At 39.6% G+C, this 26,366-nt stretch carries 28 protein-coding genes and 2 pseudogenes; 10 read left to right on the top strand and 20 right to left on the bottom strand.

Annotated features, from left to right (window positions below):
* Window positions 1-139: 139 nt before the first annotated feature.
* The 5 genes from ACP7A0_RS10255 to ACP7A0_RS10235 all read right to left on the bottom strand — a co-directional run bounded on the left by ACP7A0_RS10255 (window position 140) and on the right by ACP7A0_RS10235 (window position 4,198).
* Entirely contained in the window at window positions 140-586 is a 447-nt protein-coding gene (locus tag ACP7A0_RS10255) for a transposase (RefSeq protein WP_189313031.1), read from the bottom strand.
* A 140-nt stretch (window positions 587-726) separates the two neighbouring features.
* Window positions 727-1,470 (bottom strand): class I SAM-dependent methyltransferase, encoded by a 744-nt coding sequence (locus ACP7A0_RS10250; RefSeq protein ID WP_106039383.1) that lies wholly within the window; start codon window positions 1,468-1,470, stop codon window positions 727-729.
* Window positions 1,471-1,485: 15 nt separating this feature from the next.
* Complete coding sequence (locus ACP7A0_RS10245; RefSeq protein WP_106039384.1) at window positions 1,486-2,373, bottom strand: AraC family transcriptional regulator; 888 nt, start codon at window positions 2,371-2,373, stop codon at window positions 1,486-1,488.
* Window positions 2,374-2,756: 383 nt separating this feature from the next.
* The gene (locus ACP7A0_RS10240; protein WP_106061689.1) at window positions 2,757-3,557 is read right to left on the bottom strand and encodes a dihydrodipicolinate synthase family protein; all 801 of its coding nucleotides are present in this window, start codon (window positions 3,555-3,557) and stop codon (window positions 2,757-2,759) included.
* A gap of 26 nt (window positions 3,558-3,583) precedes the next feature.
* Window positions 3,584-4,198, bottom strand: coding sequence for an FMN-binding negative transcriptional regulator (locus ACP7A0_RS10235; protein WP_106039386.1), 615 nt, complete (start codon window positions 4,196-4,198; stop codon window positions 3,584-3,586).
* Window positions 4,199-4,314: 116 nt separating this feature from the next.
* On the opposite strand from ACP7A0_RS10235, the gene ACP7A0_RS10230 reads away from it, so the two are divergent.
* On the top strand, window positions 4,315-5,697 hold the full coding sequence (locus tag ACP7A0_RS10230) for a PLP-dependent aminotransferase family protein (protein ID WP_106061688.1): 1,383 nt from the start codon (window positions 4,315-4,317) through the stop codon (window positions 5,695-5,697).
* A 235-nt stretch (window positions 5,698-5,932) separates the two neighbouring features.
* Window positions 5,933-6,112 (top strand): annotated as a pseudogene (locus ACP7A0_RS10225) (DUF255 domain-containing protein); the annotation flags it as partial.
* Window positions 6,113-6,202: 90 nt separating this feature from the next.
* On the opposite strand, the gene ACP7A0_RS10220 reads toward ACP7A0_RS10225, so the two are convergent.
* Window positions 6,203-7,156, bottom strand: a complete 954-nt coding sequence (locus ACP7A0_RS10220) for a DMT family transporter (RefSeq protein WP_106039389.1) — start codon at window positions 7,154-7,156, stop codon at window positions 6,203-6,205.
* 126 nt (window positions 7,157-7,282) lie between these two features.
* Between ACP7A0_RS10220 and ACP7A0_RS10215 the strand changes: the two genes are divergently transcribed.
* Complete coding sequence (locus ACP7A0_RS10215) at window positions 7,283-8,152, top strand: AraC family transcriptional regulator (RefSeq protein WP_106039413.1); 870 nt, start codon at window positions 7,283-7,285, stop codon at window positions 8,150-8,152.
* 165 nt (window positions 8,153-8,317) lie between these two features.
* On the opposite strand, the gene ACP7A0_RS10210 is transcribed toward ACP7A0_RS10215, so the two are convergent.
* Entirely contained in the window at window positions 8,318-8,770 is a 453-nt protein-coding gene (locus tag ACP7A0_RS10210) for a MarR family winged helix-turn-helix transcriptional regulator (RefSeq protein WP_106039390.1), read from the bottom strand.
* Window positions 8,771-8,911: 141 nt separating this feature from the next.
* On the opposite strand from ACP7A0_RS10210, the gene ACP7A0_RS10205 reads away from it, so the two are divergent.
* The 7 genes from ACP7A0_RS10205 to ACP7A0_RS10175 all read left to right on the top strand — a co-directional run bounded on the left by ACP7A0_RS10205 (window position 8,912) and on the right by ACP7A0_RS10175 (window position 15,629).
* Window positions 8,912-9,346, top strand: coding sequence for a GNAT family N-acetyltransferase (locus ACP7A0_RS10205; protein ID WP_106039391.1), 435 nt, complete (start codon window positions 8,912-8,914; stop codon window positions 9,344-9,346).
* A 10-nt stretch (window positions 9,347-9,356) separates the two neighbouring features.
* Window positions 9,357-9,959, top strand: a complete 603-nt coding sequence (locus tag ACP7A0_RS10200) for a YczE/YyaS/YitT family protein (protein ID WP_106039392.1) — start codon at window positions 9,357-9,359, stop codon at window positions 9,957-9,959.
* 130 nt (window positions 9,960-10,089) lie between these two features.
* Window positions 10,090-10,251: a DUF255 domain-containing protein gene (locus ACP7A0_RS10195; RefSeq protein WP_077199439.1), complete on the top strand. Its 162-nt coding sequence runs from the start codon at window positions 10,090-10,092 to the stop codon at window positions 10,249-10,251.
* Window positions 10,252-10,289: 38 nt separating this feature from the next.
* Complete coding sequence (locus ACP7A0_RS10190; RefSeq protein WP_426005019.1) at window positions 10,290-12,173, top strand: thioredoxin domain-containing protein; 1,884 nt, start codon at window positions 10,290-10,292, stop codon at window positions 12,171-12,173.
* Window positions 12,174-12,325: 152 nt separating this feature from the next.
* Entirely contained in the window at window positions 12,326-13,096 is a 771-nt protein-coding gene (locus ACP7A0_RS10185; RefSeq protein WP_426005017.1) for a SurA N-terminal domain-containing protein, read from the top strand.
* A gap of 224 nt (window positions 13,097-13,320) precedes the next feature.
* Window positions 13,321-14,655, top strand: a complete 1,335-nt coding sequence (glpT, locus tag ACP7A0_RS10180) for a glycerol-3-phosphate transporter (RefSeq protein WP_426005015.1) — start codon at window positions 13,321-13,323, stop codon at window positions 14,653-14,655.
* Window positions 14,656-14,747: 92 nt separating this feature from the next.
* The gene (locus ACP7A0_RS10175) at window positions 14,748-15,629 is read left to right on the top strand and encodes a glycerophosphodiester phosphodiesterase (protein ID WP_066031403.1); all 882 of its coding nucleotides are present in this window, start codon (window positions 14,748-14,750) and stop codon (window positions 15,627-15,629) included.
* Between the two features lie 39 nt (window positions 15,630-15,668).
* Here ACP7A0_RS10175 and ACP7A0_RS10170 read toward each other — a convergent pair whose 3' ends face one another.
* The 13 genes and pseudogenes from ACP7A0_RS10170 to ACP7A0_RS10110 all read right to left on the bottom strand — a co-directional run bounded on the left by ACP7A0_RS10170 (window position 15,669) and on the right by ACP7A0_RS10110 (window position 26,210).
* Window positions 15,669-17,057: an amino acid permease gene (locus ACP7A0_RS10170; RefSeq protein WP_212041010.1), complete on the bottom strand. Its 1,389-nt coding sequence runs from the start codon at window positions 17,055-17,057 to the stop codon at window positions 15,669-15,671.
* Between the two features lie 218 nt (window positions 17,058-17,275).
* Window positions 17,276-18,034 (bottom strand): DUF4097 family beta strand repeat-containing protein, encoded by a 759-nt coding sequence (locus ACP7A0_RS10165; RefSeq protein WP_426005013.1) that lies wholly within the window; start codon window positions 18,032-18,034, stop codon window positions 17,276-17,278.
* A gap of 28 nt (window positions 18,035-18,062) precedes the next feature.
* On the bottom strand, window positions 18,063-18,746 hold the full coding sequence (locus ACP7A0_RS10160) for a bacitracin ABC transporter permease (RefSeq protein ID WP_426005011.1): 684 nt from the start codon (window positions 18,744-18,746) through the stop codon (window positions 18,063-18,065).
* A gap of 51 nt (window positions 18,747-18,797) precedes the next feature.
* On the bottom strand, window positions 18,798-19,430 hold the full coding sequence (locus ACP7A0_RS10155) for a TetR/AcrR family transcriptional regulator (RefSeq protein WP_081311488.1): 633 nt from the start codon (window positions 19,428-19,430) through the stop codon (window positions 18,798-18,800).
* A gap of 131 nt (window positions 19,431-19,561) precedes the next feature.
* Window positions 19,562-19,765 (bottom strand): annotated as a pseudogene (locus ACP7A0_RS10150) (AraC family transcriptional regulator); the annotation flags it as partial.
* 177 nt (window positions 19,766-19,942) lie between these two features.
* Complete coding sequence (locus ACP7A0_RS10145) at window positions 19,943-20,548, bottom strand: ABC-2 transporter permease (RefSeq protein WP_426005009.1); 606 nt, start codon at window positions 20,546-20,548, stop codon at window positions 19,943-19,945.
* Entirely contained in the window at window positions 20,526-21,407 is an 882-nt protein-coding gene (locus tag ACP7A0_RS10140) for an ABC transporter ATP-binding protein (protein WP_106048557.1), read from the bottom strand. The genes ACP7A0_RS10145 and ACP7A0_RS10140 overlap by 23 nt, the downstream gene beginning before the upstream one ends.
* Window positions 21,408-21,412: 5 nt before the next feature.
* Window positions 21,413-21,784: a GntR family transcriptional regulator gene (locus tag ACP7A0_RS10135; RefSeq protein WP_034664402.1), complete on the bottom strand. Its 372-nt coding sequence runs from the start codon at window positions 21,782-21,784 to the stop codon at window positions 21,413-21,415.
* A 163-nt stretch (window positions 21,785-21,947) separates the two neighbouring features.
* On the bottom strand, window positions 21,948-23,075 hold the full coding sequence (locus ACP7A0_RS10130; RefSeq protein ID WP_426005006.1) for a DUF418 domain-containing protein: 1,128 nt from the start codon (window positions 23,073-23,075) through the stop codon (window positions 21,948-21,950).
* 148 nt (window positions 23,076-23,223) lie between these two features.
* The gene (locus ACP7A0_RS10125) at window positions 23,224-23,421 is read right to left on the bottom strand and encodes a hypothetical protein (RefSeq protein WP_223254153.1); all 198 of its coding nucleotides are present in this window, start codon (window positions 23,419-23,421) and stop codon (window positions 23,224-23,226) included.
* A 111-nt stretch (window positions 23,422-23,532) separates the two neighbouring features.
* Complete coding sequence (locus ACP7A0_RS10120; RefSeq protein WP_034664409.1) at window positions 23,533-24,048, bottom strand: HEAT repeat domain-containing protein; 516 nt, start codon at window positions 24,046-24,048, stop codon at window positions 23,533-23,535.
* Window positions 24,049-24,067: 19 nt separating this feature from the next.
* A complete protein-coding gene (gene skfF / locus ACP7A0_RS10115) occupies window positions 24,068-25,495 on the bottom strand; it encodes a sporulation killing factor system integral membrane protein (RefSeq protein WP_426005003.1) in 1,428 nt (475 codons plus the stop codon).
* Complete coding sequence (locus ACP7A0_RS10110) at window positions 25,488-26,210, bottom strand: ABC transporter ATP-binding protein (protein ID WP_106048554.1); 723 nt, start codon at window positions 26,208-26,210, stop codon at window positions 25,488-25,490. The genes skfF and ACP7A0_RS10110 overlap by 8 nt, the downstream gene beginning before the upstream one ends.
* Window positions 26,211-26,366: the final 156 nt, after the last annotated feature.

Here is a 26,366-nt window from a genome sequence, read left to right as displayed (position 1 = left end):
TAATTAATAAATTAGTTGCAATTAGAATAGTATCTGTTGAATATGAAGAAAATGAACAGTTATCATCTTTTTATGAAAACAACGGGTTTAAAGTAATTCAAAAAAATGAAAATGGATTAGCCATGAGTTACATACGTGTTTAATTACAGCATATCTTAAAGGATATGCTTTTTTTATTCACTAATTTACATAAATGTGAATTATACAAATGTATTTGCGTTATCACAAATAGACGATAACCCCTTGTAAAGCTGGTATAGGAATAAGGATATTTCTTTGAGTTTCGAGCTTTCTCTTTGTATTCACGATGAAGAAGTTGGAGCGTCACGTTCTTTTTCATCAGCTCTTTATGGATATACTCCCAATTAACAGGGTAATAACCCCGCTCAAATGTCTGCCTTTCGGGGTATAGGAAGCCAAATAGCCAGAGATTATCCATCTCCGGCTTCAGCTCAATGATATTTTTATTTTCTGCTCGGTAAATCACATCTTTTACCGTCCGCCATGAATGACCGGTGGCGGCTGCGATGGTTCGTTGAGAGTCACCGTTGAAGTACATTTGTAGGATCTTTTGGTATTGAATCATTCGACTCCTCCTCGGAACACTAAATATCTTTTCTAAGTTAGTACCTGTAAAAAAATCCAAAAATGATAAACAGAGTGACAGGTAAGAGAGAAATGAATTTGTAGTTTTTGGCGAAGCTTTCTTAAAAAGAAATAACCTAATTATTCTTTACTTGCAAAAAAGGTGATGAGGGAAGAAGACGTATCTCTCTCATACCCAAGTTTATACTCAATCGAAGAATATCCTTCATGTTCCAGTAAAAGCTGAAACTCCTGGATTCCATACCAATAGAGAACAAAATTTGATATTTCTGTTTCTTGAATCTTACCAATTTTGAGCAAATCGTATCGGTGAATAAAGCTGGTTTTCTGTTGAAGCCAATCTATTCCTTGGGTTGTTGACGTAAATAGAATGCCAGTTTCATTGTCGATTGAAAATTGACCTGTTGAAACTTTGTCTGGTATGAATCCAGTTGGCAATTCCAAATCAATAATAATTTTACCGCCTACTTCAAGATGTTGGTAAAAAGAACGCAGAATATCCTTAACTTGATTCCGGGGTAATAGACAGAAACTCCCGGTAGGCATGATAATCGCCTCGTATTTTTCAGGTAGATGAAGGTCAGTAAGATCTCCTTGGTAGAGAGTTCCCTTCACTTTTGCGGCCTCCATGTTAGCTCTACATTGTTTTAACATATCTTCAGATACGTCAACACCTTCTACATCAAGTCCCTTTTGCAGAAAAGGAATCATCATTCTACCAGTGCCGACGCCTGCTTCTAAGATTTTACCTTTAGTACTTTTCAAATGTTCATAATAGTATTCCAAATCACCATCAATAGAGTATCCGGCTGGTTTGGTCAACTGGTATAGCATGGTGCTTAATTCACCATATTCTGTAAACATATTTTCAACTTCTTTCTATGATTTCTTAATCGGTATATAGATTTCCATAATAGAATTTTCGGAGGCATGACAGCGTTCATCATAATATTCATAAGCAAGGCGATCTTCATCCAATTCATATGAACTTTGATCAAACCACTCCGAAAAAATGTACCGCCAGGTTTCCTTAACAGCTATTGATAAAGGATCTTTGTCGTATGTTGTGGCGGTTGATAGATTGTTGATAGGTGGAGTAGTGAAGACAGCGTACGTTGCACTTGGTATTTCTGCAACGATCATATCTGAGGTTGCCAGACTAAAGTCATCGACAATAACCCCAAATAAATAGATTGCATTACCTTCATTCTGATAAGGAAGCCACAGCCCAACTTCACCATGTTTGGGTGGTTTTAATTGTTCATAAAGCTTTTCCTCTAAATTGGATTCGTTACTTGAATCCCAGTAAGCAGCTATTTGATGGCTATAATTATCTGCAATATTTGCGTGTAAGCCATAACCTGCTACCCTAAAGGGCTCTTTATCAACGAATTTCGGTGGATCTAGGACATCTCGTATATTTTTTACGAGAGTATTATCACTATCCGCCATTCTAATTTTATATGATGTCGGGGTATATCCAAATTCTTGCCTAAATGATTTTGAAAATCCGCTTGCCGATTCAAAGCCATACTGCAAGGCAACATCTAAGATTTTCTGGTTATCAGAAAGTTCAATTCTTGCTGTCGATAGGCGGTATTTTCTCACATACTCCATGACCGGAACCCCTTTTACCAGAGAAAAAATTCTACAAAAATGAAAGGTAGAGTATCCAACATGATTTGCTATTTTTTCAGCGGTAAGCTGCTCGTTAATGTGGTCTTTAATATAAGTGATACTTTGATCAATAATTTGCTTGTACTGCATACTACCACCTCTGCCTCTATTATAAGGATTAGAAAATCATTTGGCTGTTCCTAGCTTGCTAATTTTTGGACACCAAAAAGACCAAGAGAAAATAAAAACCTGATTTGATCTCTATTAGGAACAAATCAGGAAATAGTCTTTATATGTAAAAAGATTGAGAAAAGCTGTTTTTGCTTTGCCAAAATATCGGTGTTGACTTGGATGGTTTTGAGTGCTGACATTTATGGTTTTCGGTGTTGACATCTTTGCTACTCGTGTTGACATCATTTGGAAATATCCATATGTACTTTCTTTAATTTCAACAAGTCAGTAAAAGGCAGACTAGCTTGATATAAAAAACTAGTTACTCACTGGGTAGCAACTAGTTTAATGTCAAACCTTCTTTAAAGTGATATGATTGGTGACCGACAATTCCCTACTTTTATACCGATCTTGTTATAGTGGGTCTTTATATTGACAATAGGTTGATTATTTGTAACCTCATTTATTAGGTCGTTTAATTTATTTAGATTAACCGGTTTATTCTCTAACAAGTTATTGAAAGCTTCTTTGACTTCTCGAGGATAAACATTCCCTACCATACTCGACAAACCGTTACATCCATTATTGATTAACTCTAGGAAGTTTACATCTCCTGCTGCAAACATAATAAAGTCTTTAGGAAGATTTGTTTGTTGATGACGATGAACGTCCCCTCCTTCTTTCAGTCCAATAATATTAGGATGCCGGCTAACCAAGTCTTTAAGTGCTTTCTCGCTCAAATCAAAGCCAGTTCGAGCAGGATTATTATAAAGTACAACCTCTTTAGACGTATGGCTAAGCAGTTCATCAACATAATAAATAGCTTGCTGTTGTGTTGGTTTTATATAAGGTGGAAAGCCAAGTAATATAACATCTATATTGGTTTTTTCGATTTTTTCAATAAGCTTTCTAGCATCACTTGTTCTTATAGATGACACACCAAACATCAGTTCAATATCCTCAAATTTTTGCTGATTGAAATGTTCAATGATTTGTATACGTTCATTAATGCTGAGTGAATGTTGTTCACCAGTAGTGCCGCATATAAGCAAGGAATCGATTCCGTTGTTTTGTAAATATTCAACAATAGGGTCAAAGCCTTCTAAAAATAAACTCTCATCTTCATAAAAAGGAGTAGGAATAGCAACGTTAAAATTTTTCATTATAAAGCAACCTCCAACTTATAAACTTATTGCATTTTTTTGTTTATATTTTCTTTCATTAAACTAGAGATTATTTGTTCGTGTGTATGTGGTATTAGACTGAGTTGGTTAACGACTAATTCTTGCCGTAATATCGAATGATTTTGACTTAGCTTCGCTTTCCCCTCTATTTTGTTGATTTTGATTTTAAAACCTTTTACCCCTTTGTTCATGCCCGCTAACAATTTAGAATCGACATCCCCTAATTTGTATGGACTGTCAGGGCTTTCGTATTTCAATACCAGATCACTCATTGAATTTATTGTTTCTTCCTCATCCAAAAGTTCAACTTTCCCGTAAACATGAGCAGATACGTAATTCCATGTAGGTACAGCCTGATTTGTCTCATACCACTTGGGCGAAATATAACAATGAGGCCCTTGAAAAACTGCTAAAACGAATTGGCTTTCAATATCTTCCCACTGAGGATTCGGTAGAGCAAAATGACCGTATAAGTAATTTTTATCGTTGCTCATCATCAAGGGCAAATGGGTTGCATATGGCATACCATCGTGCATTGAAAACAATGTTGCAAAACCATACTCTTTTATAACATCGCAAGCTTCGTCTTCACTAAGCTGAAATGAGGCAGGGATATACATAAAAACTCTCCTCTCTCAAAATGGATTGATAAAGCGCTTTTAGAGTATAATATGATACTAACTGACATTTAAAAAGGTACAATTCCAAATAAATATACATGTCAGGGGAGAAGACGATGAAAAACATTATTTTTGCTTTTAAAAGTAATACTCCTAAATACAAACAAATTTATGAACAATTCAAAATATTAATCGAGCAAGGAAATATCCAAGCAAATGAACAATTACCATCTATTCGTGAATTAGCAAATTCCCTGCAGGTAAGCCGCAATACAACGCTAATGGCGTATGATCTACTATTAGCGGAGGGGTACATTCGGGGCGAAAAAAGAAAAGGATATTTTGTCAATAAAGTAGAAACCCTTTTGTTCCAAAGAAAAAATAACTCTTTTCGGAGTAAGCAAACAGAAATGTCATTAGAACGGGTTCTGATTGATTTTCGTGCAGGTGCCGTAGATCAAAAGCTCTTCCCTCTGAAAACATGGAGAAAATTGTACAATCAAGTTTTGACATTAGAGAAAAGCTACCTATACGGTGAAGCATTCGGAGAAATACAGCTACGTGAACAAGTAGCTGCTTATCTGTTAGAATCCCGCGGGGTGAAAACTGATGCAAATTCCATTATCATTGGCAGCAGCACCCAACAAATGTTGGTTTATCTTGGTCATATTCTGAAAGATGAATTTTCCGGGATCATAGTTGAGGATCCTGGTTTTGACGGTGCTAGAGAAACATTTCAATTTCATGGGTTTTCTCTAGAAACATTACCTGTCTTTGAAAGTGGGGCTGATTTTTCGAAGTTACATTCAATGAAAGAAAAACTAATTTATGTGACACCTTCTCATCATAGCCCTTACGGAGTAAGCATGCCCATTCAGCAACGTCAAACACTTATCAATTGGATTAATAAAAAAGAGGGATATATTCTTGAAGATGATTATGATAGTGAATTCCGTTATACGCAGCAGCCATTTCCTGCCCTTGCCTCCATTCATTCAGAAAGAGTCATCTATTTAGGAAATTTCTCAAAATCCTTTCTTCCAGGCATTCGCCTAAGCTATATGGTTTTGCCCCAGCCTATATTACATCGATACAAAAACCGTTTTCTTCATTTCGAAAGCACTGCTTCTTTGCTTAACCAACTAACCATGGCCGAATTTATGAAAGAAGGTGAATGGGCCCGCCATATTAAACGCATGCGCACCACTTATAGAAGCAAAATGCAGCACTTTACTTCAAATTTAAAGAAGCAGTTCGGAGATCATTTAACGATTATTGGTGAGCAGTCTGGATTATATATATTAGTGAAAGTTCATCTGAACTATTCAGAAGAAAGATTAATCCAACGTGCTTTAAAATATGGAGTAAAAGTATATCCTACTAACATTTATTTCGTTAATAGAAATCCTAATAGACCAATCATAAAGTTAGGTTTCGCTCATCTCGACTTTGATGAAATAACACAGGGTGTAAAACTTTTGAAAAGGGCCTGGTTGTAATACACATATCTTCGTTTTCTCTAGTTAAAAATACTCCCATGCCAGCGAACCAGCAATAAACCCATAATGAAGAATAAGTTCCATCTTGAGTCTCCTTTTCATATTTTAATCACGATATTTATATTGGTTTTATAACGCTTTTTATTCATGATTTTAGGCGGTATTTGAAAAGGAGAGTTAAATAAAGAAAATGTGGTATGTTATCTTTAGTTAAATTCAGAAAGAAGGTGATCCCATGCCAAACAAAAGTAAACCCAATAGATTAATCAATGAAAAATCACCATACTTACTTCAACACGCCCACAACCCCGTAGACTGGTACCCTTGGGGAGAAGAAGCCTTCGAAAAAGCAAAACGTGAAAACAAGCCGGTTCTGGTCAGCATCGGCTATTCAACTTGTCACTGGTGCCATGTCTGCTAAAGTGACCTTAAAGTTTTACAAAAAAAAGCCCTTTTAAGGGCGGCAAAATAGTTAATTCTACAGGTTCTTTTTTCCTTTTAACTTTTAGTGTTTGCAAGATTCCCCAATCTTCAAATTAGATTTCTCACTCCGCTTAGAAGGCCCTTTATGCAAAGCCAATATCAGAGTGTTTCCTATAATACATACAGCACCAATCCACTGAAAATACCCAAATGGTTCCTTTAACCAAACAACAGTTGTGACAACTGCAGATAGAGGCTCTAAGCTTCCTAACAAGCTTGTTTCTTTAGGTGAGAGGCTTTGCAGACTTTTTATGAAGAACCAGAACGCAATCATTGTGCCAAACACTATTACAAATATAATATATACATACACCTCAGCAGTTAAACTTTTAAAATCCATTTGCCATGGCGGATGAATAAAACTTAATGCAAAACTGCCAATAATCATAGCCCAGCCTACAACAACAAGAGAATTAAATTTATTTAATAAGCCAACGGCATATAAAGTATAGAAAGCTGCCGCGAATCCTGATAAAACTCCCCATACGACCGCAGCTACCGGTACTGAAAGTTGAGAAAGTGAACCATTTGTTAGTAGAAAAAAGCACCCCGCCAGAGCAAGTGATACTGTTATGATATCTTGTTTGGTAAGAACCGTTCGTTTTCGCAAAAGCGAGTAGATAATAACGATTACTGGGGATAAATATTGTAATAACGTAGCAACCGCTGCATTCCCATGTTGAATGGATGCCATATATGTGTACTGCACAGCTAGCATTCCGAATAAGCCAAAAATAAGAAGCTGACAAGCTGTGGCTTTATTTTTCCAAATCTCGATAATCTGAATCCGATTCTTTCTGAACAATTGAAGCATCAAGAGTAAAATGCCAGCCGTAAGTAAGCGTATCGTTACAAGCCAATTGACATCAATTTGATCACCTTGAAAAAGTTTTTTGGCTACTGTACCCCCAATTCCCCAACATGTCGCCCCTGTTATAACATAGAACAATCCCATTCTTCTATTTGAATTATTCATGCAAGATCCCTCGCTAATAAATATAATAATAGTGTTATCATAAATTCAAAATCTCATAAAAAATACTTAAATCGAACAAAAAAATATAAATATATTGAGGTGGAAAGGGTGCAAGTAAAAAATTTTATGGTTGATCAAAACTTAAAGGAATTAACAGAACACCGAACGGTTGCATTACCAGTTGCATGTTACGAGACAAGGATCAATCAAAATATAAATGGCTATATACCGCTTCATTGGCATGACGAAATTCAATTTGTTTTGATACTAAAAGGAATAGCTGTCTTTCAAATAAATGAAGAAAAAATAGAGGTTCAAGAAGGTGATGGATTATTTATTAATAGTGGCTGCTTGCACATGGCAGAGGAAAAGGATCACTCGGGTTGTACTTACATTTGTTTAAATGTTTCACCCCATTTCGTTTTAGCTCAAGAGCTGTATTCAAGCTATGTTCAGCCCTATATTCTTTCAACTAATTTATCCCATTTATTTTTGGGTGGAAATCAACATTGGGCAAATAACATTCTACAAGCTGTAAAAAAAATAAATCAATTGGTTCAACAAAAGACATCGCTCTATGAAATTGACATAACCATGCAATTAACTTTAATATGGAAAAACTTAGTCATTAATGGTTTTCAATTAAAGTACGATCAATCTGAAATGATAAAAAGTCATCGAATGAAACAAATGTTAAACTGGATACATCTCCATTATGCTGAGAAAATGACATTAGAAGACATTGCAAAAGCTGGCCAATTAAGCCGTTCTGAGTGCTGCCGTTATTTTAAACGAATGCTGAATAAGACGCCGTTACGTTATGTACTGGATTATAGAATCCAAAAAAGCTTACTATTACTGCAACACCCGGAAACCACTGTGACAGAAGTGTCTTATCAAGTTGGATTTAACAGTACCAGTTATTTCATAAGTAAATTTCAACAAGCTATGAATATGACACCATTCTCATACAAAAAGATTCATATGAGGCATTAATTCTAAGGATGCTTCTACAATTTACAAATAAAGGGAGTCCCTGTTTATGGGACTCCCTTTATTTATAGGCTGTTAAACTAGCCATTGATGCCATTACACATATTTTTATTGAAGGGACTATACCACATAATGTGCTCTAAAACTTTTAAAGTTGAAATTTGTACTTTAGTAGTCCCTTTTGTTTCCCTTCTTCACATTTTCCCAATCCCGTTCTACATTTTTCCTGACTCTGTGAAGAAGTTTAAAAATGGTTTCCTTTTCCTCAGGTGAAAAATCAGACCAGGCCACTTTCATAGAATGTTCTTCTTCTTTTTTTAAAAAAGGATAAACTTTTTTCCCTTTCTCAGTCGTGAACAGCTTTTTTATTTTTTTATTCTGTCTGTCCGGCTGTTTTTCAATCAATCCTTGTATTTCCAATTTCTTAATTGCCCGTGCAGCCGTTGTTCGGTCAACTTTTATCATTTCAGCCAATTTATCTTGAATAACACCGGGGTTTTCGTATATACGTACAAGATAGAGATACTGCCCTCTCGTTAAGTCCAAATCTTTAAATTCAATATTGCTTATGGAATCTAAACCTCTGGATATCATGCCGATCTCTCGTAAAATGTCGTTCATACCCAAAACTCCTCACATATTTTTTGTTGTAATTACATCTATTTTCGTTGCAATTACAACAAAAATAATTTAACCTTACTTTTATAAGACCACACGCATGCTGTACAGTCCAGACTAATATCAGAAAAGGATTGATAAATAATGAATATAAAAAGAATAACAACTGAAAATGATTTACATGTTGCTCAAGATATTAGAAAATCGGTATTCATTGAAGAACAGCAAGTACCTGAATCCGATGAGTTCGATCAATTCGATACACTCAATGAACAATGCCAGCATGTCTTGGTATATCATGAGAATCAGCCTGTCGGCACAGGCCGTGTGCGCATCGTTGATCATACAGGTAAACTGGAAAGAATTTGTATCCTAAAACCTTATCGTAAGTACGGTTTGGGCAAAATCATCATTGGAGAGCTGGAAAAAATCATGCAAGAAAAAGGCATTACTAAGATTAAGCTGCATGGGCAAACACATGCAGAAGGCTTTTATAAAAAACTGGGCTATCAAACTGCTTCAGATGAATTTATGGAAGACGGAATTCCACACGTCTTGATGACAAAAGAAATATCTTGAAATACAAATCATGTCTAATAAAAAGAAGTATGTTTATTACGGACTAGGTATACTCGTATTAAGTTTAGGCATTTCTTTAACAATACAATCAGGACTAGGTACTTCCCCATTCGATGCCCTTTTGGTTGGCCTTTCCAAAGAATTCGGTCTTACCGTAGGAAGCTGGGAGGTCCTTATTTCTGTCATCACCTTAATCTGTAACTCTATATTAACAAGAAAAAAACCTGTTTTTTTAGGTTTGATAACAGCATTCGTGACTGGAATAGGCATTGATCTGTGGTTGTTCCTCATAAAACATGTCATCTACACAAGCATGTGGTTTAGCAAACTGACGTGTTTCGGAGTTGGTTTGGTATTCATTGGTCTTGGAACAGCCATCTATCTTCAAACAAAATTTGCATCAACTCCTATCGACCATTTAACACTCATTATTCGAGATATTTCAAAAAGAACCATCCTATTTTCAAGAACAGTATTGTATGCTTTTTTCTTATTGTTGGCTTATATATGTAAAGGCCCTGTCGGTATCGGAACCATTTTAACTGTGTGTTTAGGAGGCATGATCCTTCACTTTTTTATGCCTATTGTTGAACGTCGCCTTTTATCCAATTGAGGTCTGGAATCACCTTATAAAAAGAAAAGAAGAGGCTAACCCTAAAAGACCTCTTCTTTTTTGATATTTGGTATATTAGATATTGGAAAGACCATACTGATAAGAAACTGTATCGAAAGAAGGTGATCCCATGCCCACTAACAATAAGCCCAATAGATTAATCGCTGAGAAGTCTCCATATTTACTTCAACATGCTCACAACCCCGTTAATTGGTTCCCTTGGGGAGAAGAAGCATTTGAAAAAGCGAAACGCGAAAACAAACCTGTTCTCGTATCTATTGGGTATAGCTAGCTCGGGTAGCTACACGCACATGTCATTGGTGCCACGTCATGGCACACGAAAGCTTCGAAGACCAGCAAGTCGCTGACATCCTAAACGAACATTTCATTTCGATTAAAGTCGATCGTGAGGAGCGTCCAGACATCGATTCTATGTATATGTCTGTTTGTCAGATGATGACGGGGCAAGGCGGCTGGCCGTTGAACGTATTTGTCACGCCTGATCAAAAGCCTTTTTATGCGGGGACTTATTTTCCAAAGAGAAGTGCTTACGGACGTCCTGGCTTCATTGAAGCACTGACGCAACTGCTGGATGCGTACCACAACGACCGCGATCATATCGATTCATTAGCAGAGAAGGCGACAAATAATTTGCGGATCAAAGCAGCAGGACAGACAGAAAATACCTTGTCTCAAGAGGCGATCCACAAAGCCTATTATCAGCTCATGAGCAGCTTTGATACGCTGTATGGCGGATTCGGCTCCGCACCAAAATTTCCTGCACCTCATATGCTCACGTTCCTTATGCGCTATTACGAATGGACAGGGCAAGAAAATGCGTTATATGCGGTCACGAAAACGTTAGACGGTATGGCAAATGGCGGTATTTATGACCATATTGGTTCAGGCTTTTCTCGTTATTCGACGGATGAAAAATGGCTTGTGCCTCATTTTGAAAAAATGCTGTATGATAACGCCTTGCTGATGGAAGCTTACACAGAAGCATATCAGCTTACTCAACAGCCTGAGTATGAAAAGCTTGTCCAACACCTGATCCACTTTATTAAACGAGATATGATGAATCCGGGCGGCTCCTTTTATTCAGCGATAGATGCAGATTCTGAGGGGAAAGAAGGGCAATATTACGTTTGGTCAAAAGACGAAATCATGGCTCATTTAGGCGAGGACCTTGGCGCTTTATTCTGCGCTGTCTATCACATCACAGAAGAGGGGAACTTTGAAGGGGCGAACATCCCTCATACCATTTCCACCTCTTTTGATGACATCAAAGCCTCTTTTTCGATTGATGACCATACGCTTCAGTCTAAGCTGCAAGAAGCCCGGCACATTTTACAATCTGTCAGACAGCAGCGACCCGCACCGCTTGTCGATGACAAGGTGCTCACATCTTGGAATGCGCTGATGATCTCTGCGCTCGCCAAAGCAGGAAGGGTATTCGGTGCAGAGGAAGCCATCCGCATGGCGAAACAGGCGATATCTTTTCTAGAAACACACCTCGTCCAACATGAGCGGCTCATGGTCCGATATAGAGAAGGAGACGTAAAGCATCTTGGCTTTATCGAGGATTATTCGCATATGCTAAAAGCGTATATGTCTTTATACGAAGCGACCTTTGAATTAGAATGGTTGGAAAAAGCGACAGCCATTGCCGAGAACATGTTTGAGCTGTTTTGGGACAAGGAAAAAGGGGGCTTTTTCTTCTCAGGATCAGATGCGGAAGCGCTCATCGTTCGAGAAAAAGAAGTGTACGACGGCGCCATGCCTTCTGGTAACAGCACCGCACTCAAGCACCTTCTCACGCTAAGCAGACTGACCGGACGTCAGGATTGGCTGGACACATTAGAGCAGATGTTCCAAGCCTTTTATGTCGATGTCTCCTCCTATCCAAGCGGGCACACAGCTTTTCTGCAAGGACTCTTGAGTCAATATGCAACAAAAAGAGAGATCATCATTCTCGGGAAAAACGGTGATCCTCAAAAAGAACGACTTTTACAGGCGCTTCGGAAACGCTTCATGCCATTTGATATCATATTGACTGCCGAAACAGGGCAGGAATTAGCGCAGCTCGCACCCTTTACAAAAGATTACAAAACAATCGATGGCAGAACCACTGTGTATATTTGTGAAAACTACAGCTGCCGCCAGCCCATTACCAATATCGACGAGGCGATGGAACAATTATTCCACGATTGAGTTTGTCATAAGATGACTATGAGAAGACAAAATGAGGACAAACAGATAAAAAACATGTCAATCCGCTAACAAATCGGCTGTAAGGTTTTATTTTTCCTAAAAAACGGTTAGAATGCGCACTAGACGTTCTCATACCGAAGGGAGAGAAAATGATGAAAAAGATATCATATACACTCATCGCTTGTCTGTTATCAGTGGGACTTGCAGCTTGCTCGTCAAACGATGCGAAACAAGATAAGCAAAACGATTCAGCCAAAAACAAGGAAACAACACAGGCTGACCAAAAAGAACAGCAAAAGCAAATGGAAGAGATGCAAAAGAAATTAGACGCACAAAAAATCGATGATCAAAAGGTCGTTGCGACCGTCAACCAAGACAAAATCACAGGTAATGAATATAATAGTGCTTTATCGACCATTCAAGGCCAGCTTCAACAATCAGGGCAAGACCCAACATCTAAAGAAGGCGCAAAAGCAGTCAAGAAACAAACCATTGATGCGCTCGTAGGTCAAGAGCTCATCCTGCAAGATGCTGAGAAGAAGGGCATCAAAGCCTCTGACAAGCAGGTAGATAAACAGCTAAAAGAAGAAAAGAAACAATTCAAAGACAACGCTCAATTTGAAGAAGCTCTTAAGAAAAGCGGACTCACAATGGATCAGCTGAAAAGTGACATTGCCGACAGCATCAAATACAGCCAGTATGTCGACAAAGAAATCAAATCAGCGTCCGTCTCTGAAAAGGATGTCAAAGCGTACTATGATCAATACGCAGATGAAATGAAAAAACAAAAGCAAAAAGCACCTGAATACAAAGAGGTTAAATCACAAATTAAAAAACAGCTAGAATCTCAAGAAAAGCAGAAAGAAGTACAAAAAGAAATTGAAAAACTAAAGAAATCTGCGAAAATTAATGTATCTCTGTAACAGCTAAGAAAAATCCGCCATTGTGCGGATTTTTTTCGTTACTTGATGAACTGTTTTTCCAAAATTATGACAAAAGCCTCATCATAAACGTCTCTTCCATCCGATATGATGGGAGTACAAAAGAAAGCGCTATCAATTCTTTTGTCTCTTAAAAAGTACAAGATCAAACGCCGATCTCGTACTTTTGCTTCAGTCAATCGGATAACGACAAGAGGAGGATCTTTATGTTCAAATGGTTTAAACCCGCTCCGCATATCGACAGGCTCGATGATGCCAAAACAGATGAGACCTATAAGCGGCTGCGGCTGCAAGTCTTTTTAGGCATCTTTATCGGGTATGCGGGCTACTATTTGCTGCGCAAAAATTTCGCTTTTGCCATTCCTTATCTACAGGAAGAAGGGTTCACGAAAAGTGAATTAGGCTTTGTACTCGCAGCTGTCTCTATCGCTTATGGCTTTAGTAAATTCATCATGGGGATGATCTCAGACCGCTGTAACCCAAGATACTTTTTAGCCACCGGACTCTTTCTATCAGCCCTTATCAATATCCTATTTGTCTCATTTCCATGGGTGACGTCAAGTGTATGGATCATGTTCTTATTCATGTTTTTAAACGGCTGGTTCCAAGGCATGGGGTGGCCGCCATGCGGACGCACGATGGCGCATTGGTTTTCGGTTAGTGAACGTGGAACGAAAATGTCCATTTGGAACGTTGCTCACAATATCGGCGGGGGAATTCTTGCACCGCTCATCACCTTAGGGATCGTGCTGTTTGCGACATGGAAAAGTATCTTTTTCTTCCCTGCCATCATTGCCATTATCGTCTCCATCGTGATCATTCTACTCGTCCGGGATACCCCGCAATCCGCTGGCCTTCCGCCAATCGAGGAATATCGCAATGACTATCCGGCACAGCAGTATGAAGATCAAGAAAAAGAATTAACAGTGAAAGAGATTTTATTTAAGTATGTACTCAACAATAAATTCCTTTGGTATATCGCCATTGCCAATGTCTTTGTGTACTTCGTCCGTTACGGTGTCGTGGACTGGGCGCCGACCTACTTAACAGAAGCAAAGGGCTTTTCACCAGAGCATTCACGCTGGTCTTATTTTCTTTATGAATATGCAGGCATTCCGGGGACATTGTTGTGCGGCTGGATCAGCGACCGATTCTTTAGAAGCCGCCGTGCACCAGCGGGCGTCCTCTTTATGGTTGGGGTATTAATTGCGGTGCTCGTTTACTGGTTAAACCCTGCTGGCAATCCAATGGTCGATAACATCGCCCTTATCAGCATCGGCTTTTTGATTTACGGACCTGTCATGCTCATTGGACTTCAAGCCATTGACCTTGCTCCTAAAAAAGCGGCTGGCACTGCGGCCGGACTCACTGGCTTCTTTGGCTATATTGGCGGCTCTGCCTTTGCCAATGCGATGATGGGCGTCGTCGTAGATCACTATGACTGGACAGGAGGCTTCATTTTACTGGTTGGTTCTTGTGTGCTTGCGATTGTCTTCCTGGCGATGACTTGGAATACAGGGAAGCGCGTAGAGCAAGCTTAATGAAAATCACATAAAAGATTCATATCCACCCAACATGCCCTTTACATCTATTTCTTATGATGAAGGCAGTTACCGTAAAAGGAGGATAAAATATGAAGAAAAGTAGATTACTTGCTTTCGTGTTGCTCTCTTTTGCTTTACTGTCTTTTGCGTGGGTGCCGACCACCATATCGGCACATGAACATCTTTTATCTCCAGATCGTATTTTAACCGTTGCACACCGCGGAGCATCAGGGTATGCACCAGAGCATACCCTGGCTTCCTACAAACTCGCCACAAAGATGAATGTGGATTACCTCGAACTCGACCTTCAAATGACAAAGGATGGACACCTCATCGTCATGCACGATGAAACCGTTGACCGGACCACAAACGGAACGGGCTGGGTCAAAGACCTCACACTTGCCGAAATCAAACAGCTTGATGCCGGTACATGGTTTAACGAAGTCAATCCCGACAGACAAAATGCCAACTATATCGGACAGCGAGTACTCACATTAGATGAGGTGCTGCGCTATTTCGGCAAACGAGAGAATTATTATATTGAAACAAAAAAACCGGACCTTTATCCGCAAATGGAAGAGAAACTATTGGACGCCTTAAAGAAACATCATCTTCTCGGAAAACATACGAGAAAAGGGCAGGTCATCATCCAATCCTTTAGTCAAGACAGCCTGCTAAAACTACAGAAACTAGCTCCACGCCTTCCAAAAGTACAGCTATTAGACAGAACCCAAATGACGTCCATCACAGACGATCAGCTCGACTTCATCAAAACTTATGCAGTGGGTGTCGGGCCAAACTTTAGAGCATTGACACCTGAAAACGTACAGCAGGTCAGAAGCCACGGACTCCTCCTCCACCCATATACGGTAAACAACGAAGCAGACATGACCCGTTTACTGCAATACGGCGTCACCGGTCTTTTCACCAACTTTCCAGATGTCTTTAACCGTGTGAAAGCTTCACTCTAAACAAAAAAAGCCTTGCGGTTCATCCCGCAAGGCCTTTGATTATTTTACCGTTTGATCAGAAGAAGCTGTTTCGATCGGTTTCCGTTTCCCGATCCCAAAGACATAGAAGCTAAGCGCTACTACAATCAAGAACCCAATGGCCACGATTAGAGAAATACGCGTATCCTGATTAATGAGCATAAATACAAGCACCATCAGTAAGAAACCGATTGTAAGATAATTAGAAAACGGCGCTAGCGGCATCTTGAATGGATGTTGATCAAGCGCAGATCCCTTCGCCTTTCTAAAGCCGATATGACTAATCAAAATCACAAACCAAGGCACCATACCAGGAAGTACACTCGCACTATACACATAGACGAAAATGTTTGGTGGCGCAACATAATTGAGGACAACTCCTATCGCTAAGCCAATCAGCACAGCAAATGTCCCAAAATACGGCACGCCATTCTTCGAAATTTTGGTGAAGAAAGCAGGCGCCTGTCCATTCACACCTAATGTATAAAGCATACGTCCCGCACTGAAAATCCCACTATTACAGCCTGACATCGCTGCTGTAATGACGACAAAGTTAATAATACCAGCAGCTGCTGTAATCCCAATTTTCGCAAACGTCGCCACAAATGGACTGCCAAGGGTATTCAGCTGATCCCAAGGATACACTGTCACAATGACAAAGATCGCACCGATATAGAAAATCAAAATACGCCAGATGATACTTTTGATGGCATTGGTCAGCGTCTTTTCTGGATTTTGTGCTTCACCTGCTGTAATCCCAATCAGCTCTACCCCCTGATAGGCAGCAATGACGAGCGACAACGCAAACAAGAATCCGGTAAATCCACCTGTAAAGAACCCGCCGTGCGCCCACAGATTAGACAAGCCAATAGGCGTCCCGCCATTTCCAAATCCAAAGAAAATAATGCCTAGACCTGCAATGATCATCAAAATAATCGTCACAATCTTGATCATTGCAAACCAAAATTCGAACTCACCGAACGATTTAACCGAAATCAAGTTGGCCGCTCCCAAAATAATCATCGCGATTAAACCTGGAATCCACGCTGGCAGGTCTGGGAACCAATATTTCATATAAGCGCCTACTGCAATAATTTCCGACATCCCGACAATGACCCACTGGAACCAGTTACTCCAAGCTGTCATATACCCCGCAAGCGGATGAATATATTGATGACCAAATGTAGCAAATGAACCTGTACTCGGTTCAACGTATAACATTTCTCCCATCGCACGCATAATAAAAAAAATAAAGATACCACATACTGCGTACGCGAGAAGAACCGATGGACCTGTCCATTGAATGGCCTTAGCTGACCCCATAAATAAGCCAACACCAATCGTGCCACCGAGTGCGATCATTTGAATATGGCGGGCACTTAACCCTCTCTTTAATTCCTTTTGAGCCACTTTTCTTCCCCCTCATCAACAAACAACATAAAAAATAAAAATCAGAATGTTCATTCTGATTGAGAAACATCAATCTTTCGATGTATATTATCATAATAAATCTACCCTTAAAAAACAATTGTTTTTTTGAGGAAAACACTATTATCAAAATATTCCGACGATAAAAGAGATTCAAATTGTTTTATATTGATATATTGAATCAACGAGTGAAAGTCACTTCAATGCTTATGACTTATTAGAAACTGACCGCCTCTTATATCAATCTCAAAGGATCGTAGTCCATTTTTATGCACCATTTTGCCCTTCTCTCGATGACAAGAAAAGTCATTCCGAAAAGCACCGGATCTTTTCTTTACATAACAAGTAAACCCATCATTTTCCGGTATCGCCACTTTGACATATGCTCCAGTTGAAGTAGACTTAAGTGAATTTAGCATGTTTGTAGAATGAATCTGTATCCTTCTACCTATTACATGCAGATCAACGTCCGAAAAAGCACCCGTCAACTCAACTTTTGACGATGTGGCGTGCAGTAATAATCTCTGCGCGACCAGCTGCCGACTAGAAATAAGTCCACCTACTGTCTCTAAATGGAGATGCTTGATTTCACCTGATAGCATCGTCTTTCCAGAAGTTAAATGACAAGAGACATTTTCCACCTTCAGCCTCTCTGCCTGAAGATTTGTTCCTTTACAACGAAGAGATATGGACTGTAATTGTTGTTTAGGAAGATAAATAGCTACATCGGTTTTATAAAGGTGAAGCCCTAAGCTGAGTATTTTTTTTCGTCTATCTTGAATGACCAGCCGTCCATCTCTTACCTGATGATGCAGCAAATAACGTTGGGGAAAAGCTTGATTGGTCGTTTGACGAATGAATAGATAAGGATGATCATGATGATGAATACGCACCTCTCCCAATAGCCAATCCAGCGATAATTCTACGACCGATTCTTCAATTCGAACCGTATGCTCCACAATGTCTCCCTCCTTTTTTCAACGCGGCTCATCTCTCTTGAAGCCGGATGATACTGCCCCATAATTCCAAGATCACAATGAGAACGGCTGCGATCATGACTCCTGACAGAATGAAATTCATTTGATCATTTCCATAAAAAGCAATTAATAGGTTTCCTAAAACAGCACATAGAACAATCGCAGTCAGAATGGTCATGGAGGTAGATTTCTTCATTACCCCCACTCTCATCGCAATCATGCCAATACCGTTGATACAACAAGTAAACACTAGGTACGTTTTGATCACAGTGAACATCACATCAGCTGTCAGCGCATCCTGAACAAGGGGGAAGAACGTTTCAGTGACACTAAACACAACAAATGAGGGAATGATGCTACACAGCATTGCAATCGTAGAAAAGCACAGCATCCAGACCATTCTCGAAAGGAGTGATGCTTTCAGACTTGATGAATGAGGTTCATGCTCTTTCAATGCAGTCACCATCACTCGACAATACATCAAGGCTGTGACGATCGAAAAAAAAATCATCCATACTATACTGGTCAACAAATAGATATTCGGATATTGCTGAAAACCTATTTCCTGTTCAACCTGTGCAACAAACGCGACAAAATAAATAAACACCAGCAGTACAATGCTTGCAATCATACTAGATTGAATATAATGTTTCATATGGCTTTTTCTTAGCTCAAGTTTTATGAAGTGAAGCATAAGGCATCCTCCTATGAAATGAATTTTTCTTTTTGTCTCTTATCTGACCATTTAGGTTCCAGGCTGATCATATCCACCAATTCCAGCATAATGCGCTGTGACCTTTTGAATAAATAGATCACTCACTACATCCACTCCAAGCCCTTTCATCATCTGTTGTAAAAACAGCAAACGCTGACTAGTTTCCTGCTCATCACGGGCAAATAGTGTTGGATTCAGCCATATATTCACGAGAAGCATAAACACTTCTGCCACTTCACCAGGAAAAGCAGTCTTCATCGAACCATCATCAATTCCTTCTAGAATGAGCCTTTTAATTTTAAGCGCATCCTGATTTACTCCTGCCTTCATCCCTTCCACCACAAACTGCGGGTTTTTGATCTGATCAACTAAGATTCCATCAATTGAGTGAGACCGTGGATCTGCCACAAGCTTCTCTAAAATAAGCTGCAGCTTCTCTTTTGCATGAACTGCCTCTGTATGCTCAATCAGATCTTCAAGCTTCTCTGTCGCATGACGAAATTGCCGATCCATCACGGCACGTAATATTTCTTCCTTCGATTTGAAATGATGATAAATAGCACCCTTAGACATGTTCAATTCATGGATGATATCCTGCAAACTCGTCTTTTCAAATCCTTTTTCCTGAAACAGCTTCGTCGACACATCTAAAATTTGCTGGATTGTCTTTTCTGGATATTTATTTCTGGCCAAATGAAACGCCTCCTTTTACATACCGACCGTTGGTATGTATTTTAATCTACTTCATGATAAACTGTCAATATAGGTTCTTTATATAAAATAAAAAAGACCGCTCACACGGTCTCCTCAAGCTCAAACTGTAAATTCACTGGAACATCTGGCAATACAGAATCCTCCACCATATTGGTTGTAGGTGTCTTCTCATTCACTTCCTCAAATCGAAACCCATCTGCCCATACCGTTCCCTTGCCGCTGAGCAAGACACCAAAATGAATGGATTCACTGTGAGAAGGGATATCTAAAACAATCGCATATTGAAATGAAAATGAGAATATCCCACTATTTCAGGCACCTGCCTTAATACAGCTCATCCATCAAATGCGACTCAAAATAGAAAATCGCCTCTTGCATGACAGACTATACATCATCTCGCTCACCTCTACTTGATCATAATTGCGGTCATGATCTACTTTGAATAGATTCAGCTATTTTTCCTAGAACACTTTCCTCTGATAAATAGCAGTAGAAAACCCCCAAGACAGCAGGTACATAAGCATAATCAGCACAGCTGACCCAGTATATAAAATAGGTATCGATAATTTCATGATAAAATCTGTGATCCCACTGAATTGCTCCGCTAAATAGGCAACAAATGGCGGTCCTATACCAGATAAAAGGATAAAGCCAATAATCACTGCCGTTGTGATATAGCCAGGCTTCAAGATATAAAACAATGGAAACGTACACGCCGCAAACAATAAAAACAGCCCGCTGCCAATCGCAATATCCGTCAGCGAAAACAGCTTCCCAAAAACAAATAAAGCAGCACTTGTCAGCCCGATTGCGATAATCATATAGAAAACGGCACCAAGATAACGTGATGCGATAATTTCTTTACGTGTATAAGGCAAAGAGTTTAATAGAATATTCGTTTCTGCCTTCTCATCGTACGCATATGTGTTAAAAGGTATGAAGAAACTAGCGACTAGAAAAATCAATGCCGGATGCGCATCCATGAAAATAAAAAATAAGATAAACGGAATAAAAATAATTAGCTGCTTCTTTTGCAAAATCACATCACGCTTCATTAAATGAAACATGCGACATCCCGCCTTTCAAATAAAACATGATATCCTCAAGCGATGCCGGTTCGATCAAAACAGCGTCTCCAAAGATATGATTTACTTCTTCGATCTGATCTGTTAATGCTTCAAATCCTGATGCTGTACGCTGAATATGGATAAAAGCCTTTTCTGTGTCTCGATCCAACAAATCCAGGCTTCCTTTCACAAGCGCATAATTCTCCGCTACCTCATGAATCGACTGTTGAAAGACCAATTGTCCATTTTGTATAAACGCAATATAATCCGCGATCCGGTCTAAATCAGTTGTCATATGTGTTGAGAAAAATATGGTCCGGTTCTCATCAATCATTAACTCTTGTAACGTTCCTAACAGCTCTCTTCTAAAAACTGGGTCTAAACCGGCTGTTGGCTCATCCATAATAATCAGCTCTGCATGATGTGATAGCGCAATCGCAAGTGACGCCTTCATCTGCATCCCTTTTGAAAATGTTTTGATCGCTTTATGCAACGGCAGACCAAACTGTTCAATATATTGATAAAAAAGCTGGTCATCCCAGCGTTTATAGGCAGGTGCCACAATTCGTTTGATGTCTTTTAAATTCAATCCTGGGAAAAAAACGTTAGCATCGTAAACAAAACCGATTCGTTCCTTAATTTCTTTTTCATGGGTGCGATAATCTAGTCCGAAGATCTTAACCTCTCCCGAATCTGGTTTTAACAAGTTCATGATCATTTTAATGGTAGTCGACTTACCGGCTCCATTTTCCCCAATAAACCCTGTAACAAAGCCTTTCTTGACCTGTAAATCGAGACTCTTAACTGAAAAGTCCTTGAATCGTTTTGATACTCCTTTGAATTCAATCACATGCTCCACTCATCTCACTCCTTATACAAGAACTTTAATAACTGCTGCAATTCATCAAAAGATAAGCCTAATTCCTTGCCGTTTGTGACAACCGCTCCAAGCTGATCCTCAATCACCTTCAATTTTTTCTCTCTCATGACCTCTAGGTTTTGTTCCGCAACAAATGATCCCTTGCCTACAATCGAATAAATAAATCCTGCCTTCTCTAACTCTTCATATGCTCGCTTTGTTGTGATGACGCTAATTTGCAAATCCTTCGCCAGCTTTCGAATAGACGGCAGTGCCGAGCCTTCCGCCAGCTCCCCCGTTAAAATCATCGATTTGATTTGATTCGTAATTTGCTCATAAATGGGCTCCTTAGAGTGGTTTGAAATCGTAATCTGCATATAAAAACCTCTTTTTACTGTACTGGTGTTTGGAACGAAATATTGTATATACACTATATATACATTATATACACACTGAAAGAATAATCAACCATTTTTTGATTGCAACTCAACTAAAAAAAACCGCACAGCTCTTCAGCTATGCGGCCTTCCCCAACAAAATTCATCTCCAATACACCCATTTTCCCATCATCCACTCCACCGGACCTCTTCTCCATTTTTTCAAATAGAGATAGCTGATGAACAGCTGTGCTGTGTACAGTCCGACAGCGAGCAGCAGTCCAAACATTGACCCCATCTGTCCAAATAGACCAAGTCCATAAGAATAGAAAATCGTTGTACAAATGATCGACTGCGCCAAATAGTTTGATAGGGACAAACGGCCAAGCCCTGCAAGCAGACGTTTGAGACCTTGGGCTGCCTTCGAATAGTAGAAAATAATAAAGGCTTGAATATACCCGATCGCCAGCACATAAGCACCAAGCGTCATCACGAATTCACTCCAAGACGCATCAATGAACGTCGCACATTTTAGCGCAAGCCCGACGACAATGACCCAGACCCAGCCTTTGCGATAGGCCATTCCTCGATCTTCTTCTGTCAGATGTCCTCGTTTACCAATCACCATGCCAAGCAATGCGAACGGACCCACCATCATCGTACCGAAAAGAAACCCTAGTATCGGCATAAGCGTAATGGTCACGATCGCCAGAATAATGGTCACAATCAACATATCGTCTTCAACCGTAATCCGGCTGAGCAAAATATCTCCATATGCACCCTTCGCATACACATCGGTTAAAAAATCATCATTCCCATAAACAAAGTTCATCATATATGGCACAACGACTAAAGACAACGCCCCTAACACACCCGACCAAATAAGCATTGTTTTGATTCGGCTGCTCAAAAACATTATCAAGAAAAACGTACAAGCTCCATAATAAAGAAGAATGTCACCATTCCAAATAAAGATGTAATGCAGCATCCCAAGCACAATCAGACCAAAGCCCCGGCGAACGACAATGGCATTCGTATTTAGTCCCTTGGCTTTCGTTGATTCAATCAGCTTGATAAAAGAATACCCAAACAAAAAGGAGAAAATCGGATAAAACGACCCCTGGAACAAAATTTCCGTTACATAAACGCCAAATTCCTGCCCCCAAAAACTCGAATCAAACATCTTCTCAAAATCATAATCATATTGAAAATTAAGCATATTCACGATCAAAATACCTAATAAACTAAAACCACGCAAACTATCAATGAACTCAACCCTAGATCCCTTCAACACGACAGCTCCTTCGGAAAATATAAAAGCATATTTATCCTACCACACTTTCAAAAAATTGGTCTCTACACCCATGTAAAAACATGCGTTTTAAGGTAAATTTAATAAAAAAACCCAGAATATACATTCTAGGTTTTTTACTGATGAATTATGAATGATGATTTTCTTCTTTCCGCATCACACGTTTCAAATAAAACAAAATCGCCAATCCGAAAAAAATCAACGTCAGCTCCCAGTCTGCAGGAATCGGAAACCATTTCAATATCATTAAAATCAACAAAACCGCTCCAATCCCTGCGAAAAAAACCGCGTTTCTTTTTAATTCTTTGTTTGATAGAAACAACACTCTCTCCTCCCTTACACTTACTAACCAATTGAATGTTTTTCTAACTTTTCCTTTGATCTGAAGGATGAATCCACGGAAGGTGCTCAGGCCAATTGAGTTTTTGCTTTTCCACTATTCATCCTCCTTTTCCTTTAGCTGAAAAGCGATAATTTTCCCTAATGCTTCCTCTGCAGCAAAAGGAGTGACGCTGCCTGTTGGATTTTCTTGTTCTTGTTTTAAGCACTCGTACATGTTTTTTTCAATTTTTGATGGATCAATCCAAGAGATACACCATGATGCCCAGAAACAAGTAGGTCCCTCATAACGTTTAGCCAGTGCCAGAAGGAATGGCAAGCTGGGCTGTCCAATCCTCATGAGTGACATGGCAGCGGCCATTCTTGTATCCTCTTCGTCACTTTCTAATAGCTGGGCTAGCGGCTCAGCTGCGTCCCCCGCATCTGCTCCAAATTCACCAAGTACAGCTGCTGCAATGTTCCGTAGAGATCCTTTTTCTTTTAAAGCCTCAACAAGGACGGGCACTGCATCTTTTCCGAACTTTCTCAATTCCCCTATTGCTTGAACGATCGTTACTTCATTTGTATTTGCCAATTGTTGAACTGATTGAGACAGCTTATTTTCTGGTTTCATTGACAATCAACTCCTCTTTTTAATGAACCGCACGGCATCGATAACAAAGCAAAAGCACATAAAATCCAGCTCCAGCCACTAGGGATACAATTGTTGTCAACAAGCCATCAGTGATTAGATGAATGCTAATAATGACCATAGCACTGATCACAGACGCAAATAGCAATGATCGATAATAGGCGGCCAAAGCAAAACTCTTTTCTCGTCTCAGAGGCTGCATAAAGGCAAAGAGCCGTATGGCCAAAAACCATATATAAACTCCTCCACCAAATAAGGTCCAATACAATACATCCTGAATCTCAACCAAATAAAGTGAAATCAAGTAGAACGCATACAGCCAAAAGGTTTGAAACACTTCTAACATAATGATTTTTTGATATAAAGCGCCTGGAAAAAGATAGAGCACTCCTGTTTGTGCGTGTCTTACAATCCCCGCATAATATGAACTAAAAAGAACGGATGCAGCGATGACGATTAAGAATAGATTCAGCCAATCTGAAAAATAAGTAAGGACGACATAGTAAGTACCAATTAACAGCATGGTAGATAACAAATGGAAGGTCGCATACTTTTTTAGCAGCAATAATTCAATCCAAAGAAAAGCCCAGCTGCCCGTTAATGACGGAAGCCCCCACCACGTCTTGCCCTTTTTTTGAACGATTGGACTTGATTGAATATGTTTCCCCTCAAATTCCTCCCAAAATACTGCCTCCTTGACTAAAGACTCCTTCATCTCTAAACGATGACTAGCCTTGTACATCATCATGAAAGATAGGAACATTACTCCAATAAAGATGCAGAAAGAAAGAATGGAGAACTCTTCGATCATACGTCCAGCTTGAAACATCAAAGAATCAGCAATGTTCATCAAGAAGGGCTGTTTCATCATGAATTGATTCAAAACAAGCAGTGCAAAGAAGCCAAACATCAATACAAAACCGATTATGAGCAGGCGCTTATATACCCGAATGGTTCTAGCACAAGACATCGCAATCATCCAAGTTTCAACCAAACATAACAGCCCTGTCAGGATGAGTGATTTTCCAAGCAGAAACGGGTACTGCTGCGTCATAAAAAACAGAAGAAGATCCGCAGCCACAGCAGAGACAATGAGAAGAGCCCCTCGCCAAAAAATGTGATACAACCATACACTGATGACAACTGTCCATAGAGAAGCGCCATTTCCATATAACCAAATGATATCGTTCATTTGACTAGGGAGCCGATTTGTAAACAAGCCAAACCCCGTATAGAGAACAAACAAGCAGACAATGATCCATCCAGCTGCAACCGTATTCCAATCACCCATACTTGAAACTGCGCTTAGCTGAAAACCAATTGCCGCAATGAAAAGAAGTAAGATCACAAAAGGCATTTTCTTTTCTTGATTTTTACTGATCAAGCGCCTTTGAGATTTCATCCATAAAAGGGAGAGTGTGTTATTCACTTGACCACTCCCCCAGAAGTTGAATGACTTCTGCCCTCCACTCAATCTGTTCTTCCTTTAATTGAGGAACATCCATATTCTTCATGATGGCACCGTCTCGAATCAATACCACCCTGCTGGCCGTATCAAGAACGAACTCTAGACTATGAGTCGAGACAAAGACCGCCCCACCTTGACTGCTTTTTTGTCTCAGCCAATCCGACAGCCACTGTTTTGACGGAATATCTAACCCAACAGTCGGTTCATCTAATATAAAAAGGGAGGCATCTTGAACAATGGCCCCTGCTAAAACGACACGCTGCTTTTGGCCTCTTGACAGCCTTCCGCACAGTTCGTTCATCTTCTTTTCCATATGTACTTCTTTCAACGCTCCATATACCTTTTCCTTGATCTGTTTTAAGCCTTTATGATATCCACGAGCACGGAACTGAACATGTTCAGCAGCCGTTAAGTCTGGATACAAATACGGCTGATCAGGAATAAGAGCTACTTGTTTTTGGACATGGGAATGACCAGGCGGGAAACCCTCAATGAGAATTTCCCCTCCATCTGGTTTATATAGACCCGTTAAACACCGAATCGTTGTCGTCTTCCCGGCGCCATTCGGCCCAAGCAGCGCCACAACTTCTCCTGCTTCTATGGAAAATGACAGGCCCTCTATCCCATCACCATTACTGTATCGTTTGCTTATATTCTGAACCTCCATGAATGGCATCGAATCTCTCCCTTGTATTAGAGTGATGTATGCTTATCTATGGTGTGTTATAAGATGAAAAGCGAATGTCATTAGACCCACTAACCACTCACCCTAATATTACCATATAGAGAATAACAAGGTAATAGGAATGAGGTAATCTATTCTATGTACAAC

It is taken from the genome of Bacillus sp. DWP3-1, from assembly GCF_049896565.1.
GTDB lineage: Bacteria > Bacillota > Bacilli > Bacillales > Bacillaceae > Bacillus.
Note: the sequence above shows the minus strand (reverse complement) of the source record. Positions and strands in the feature narration are given on the sequence as shown.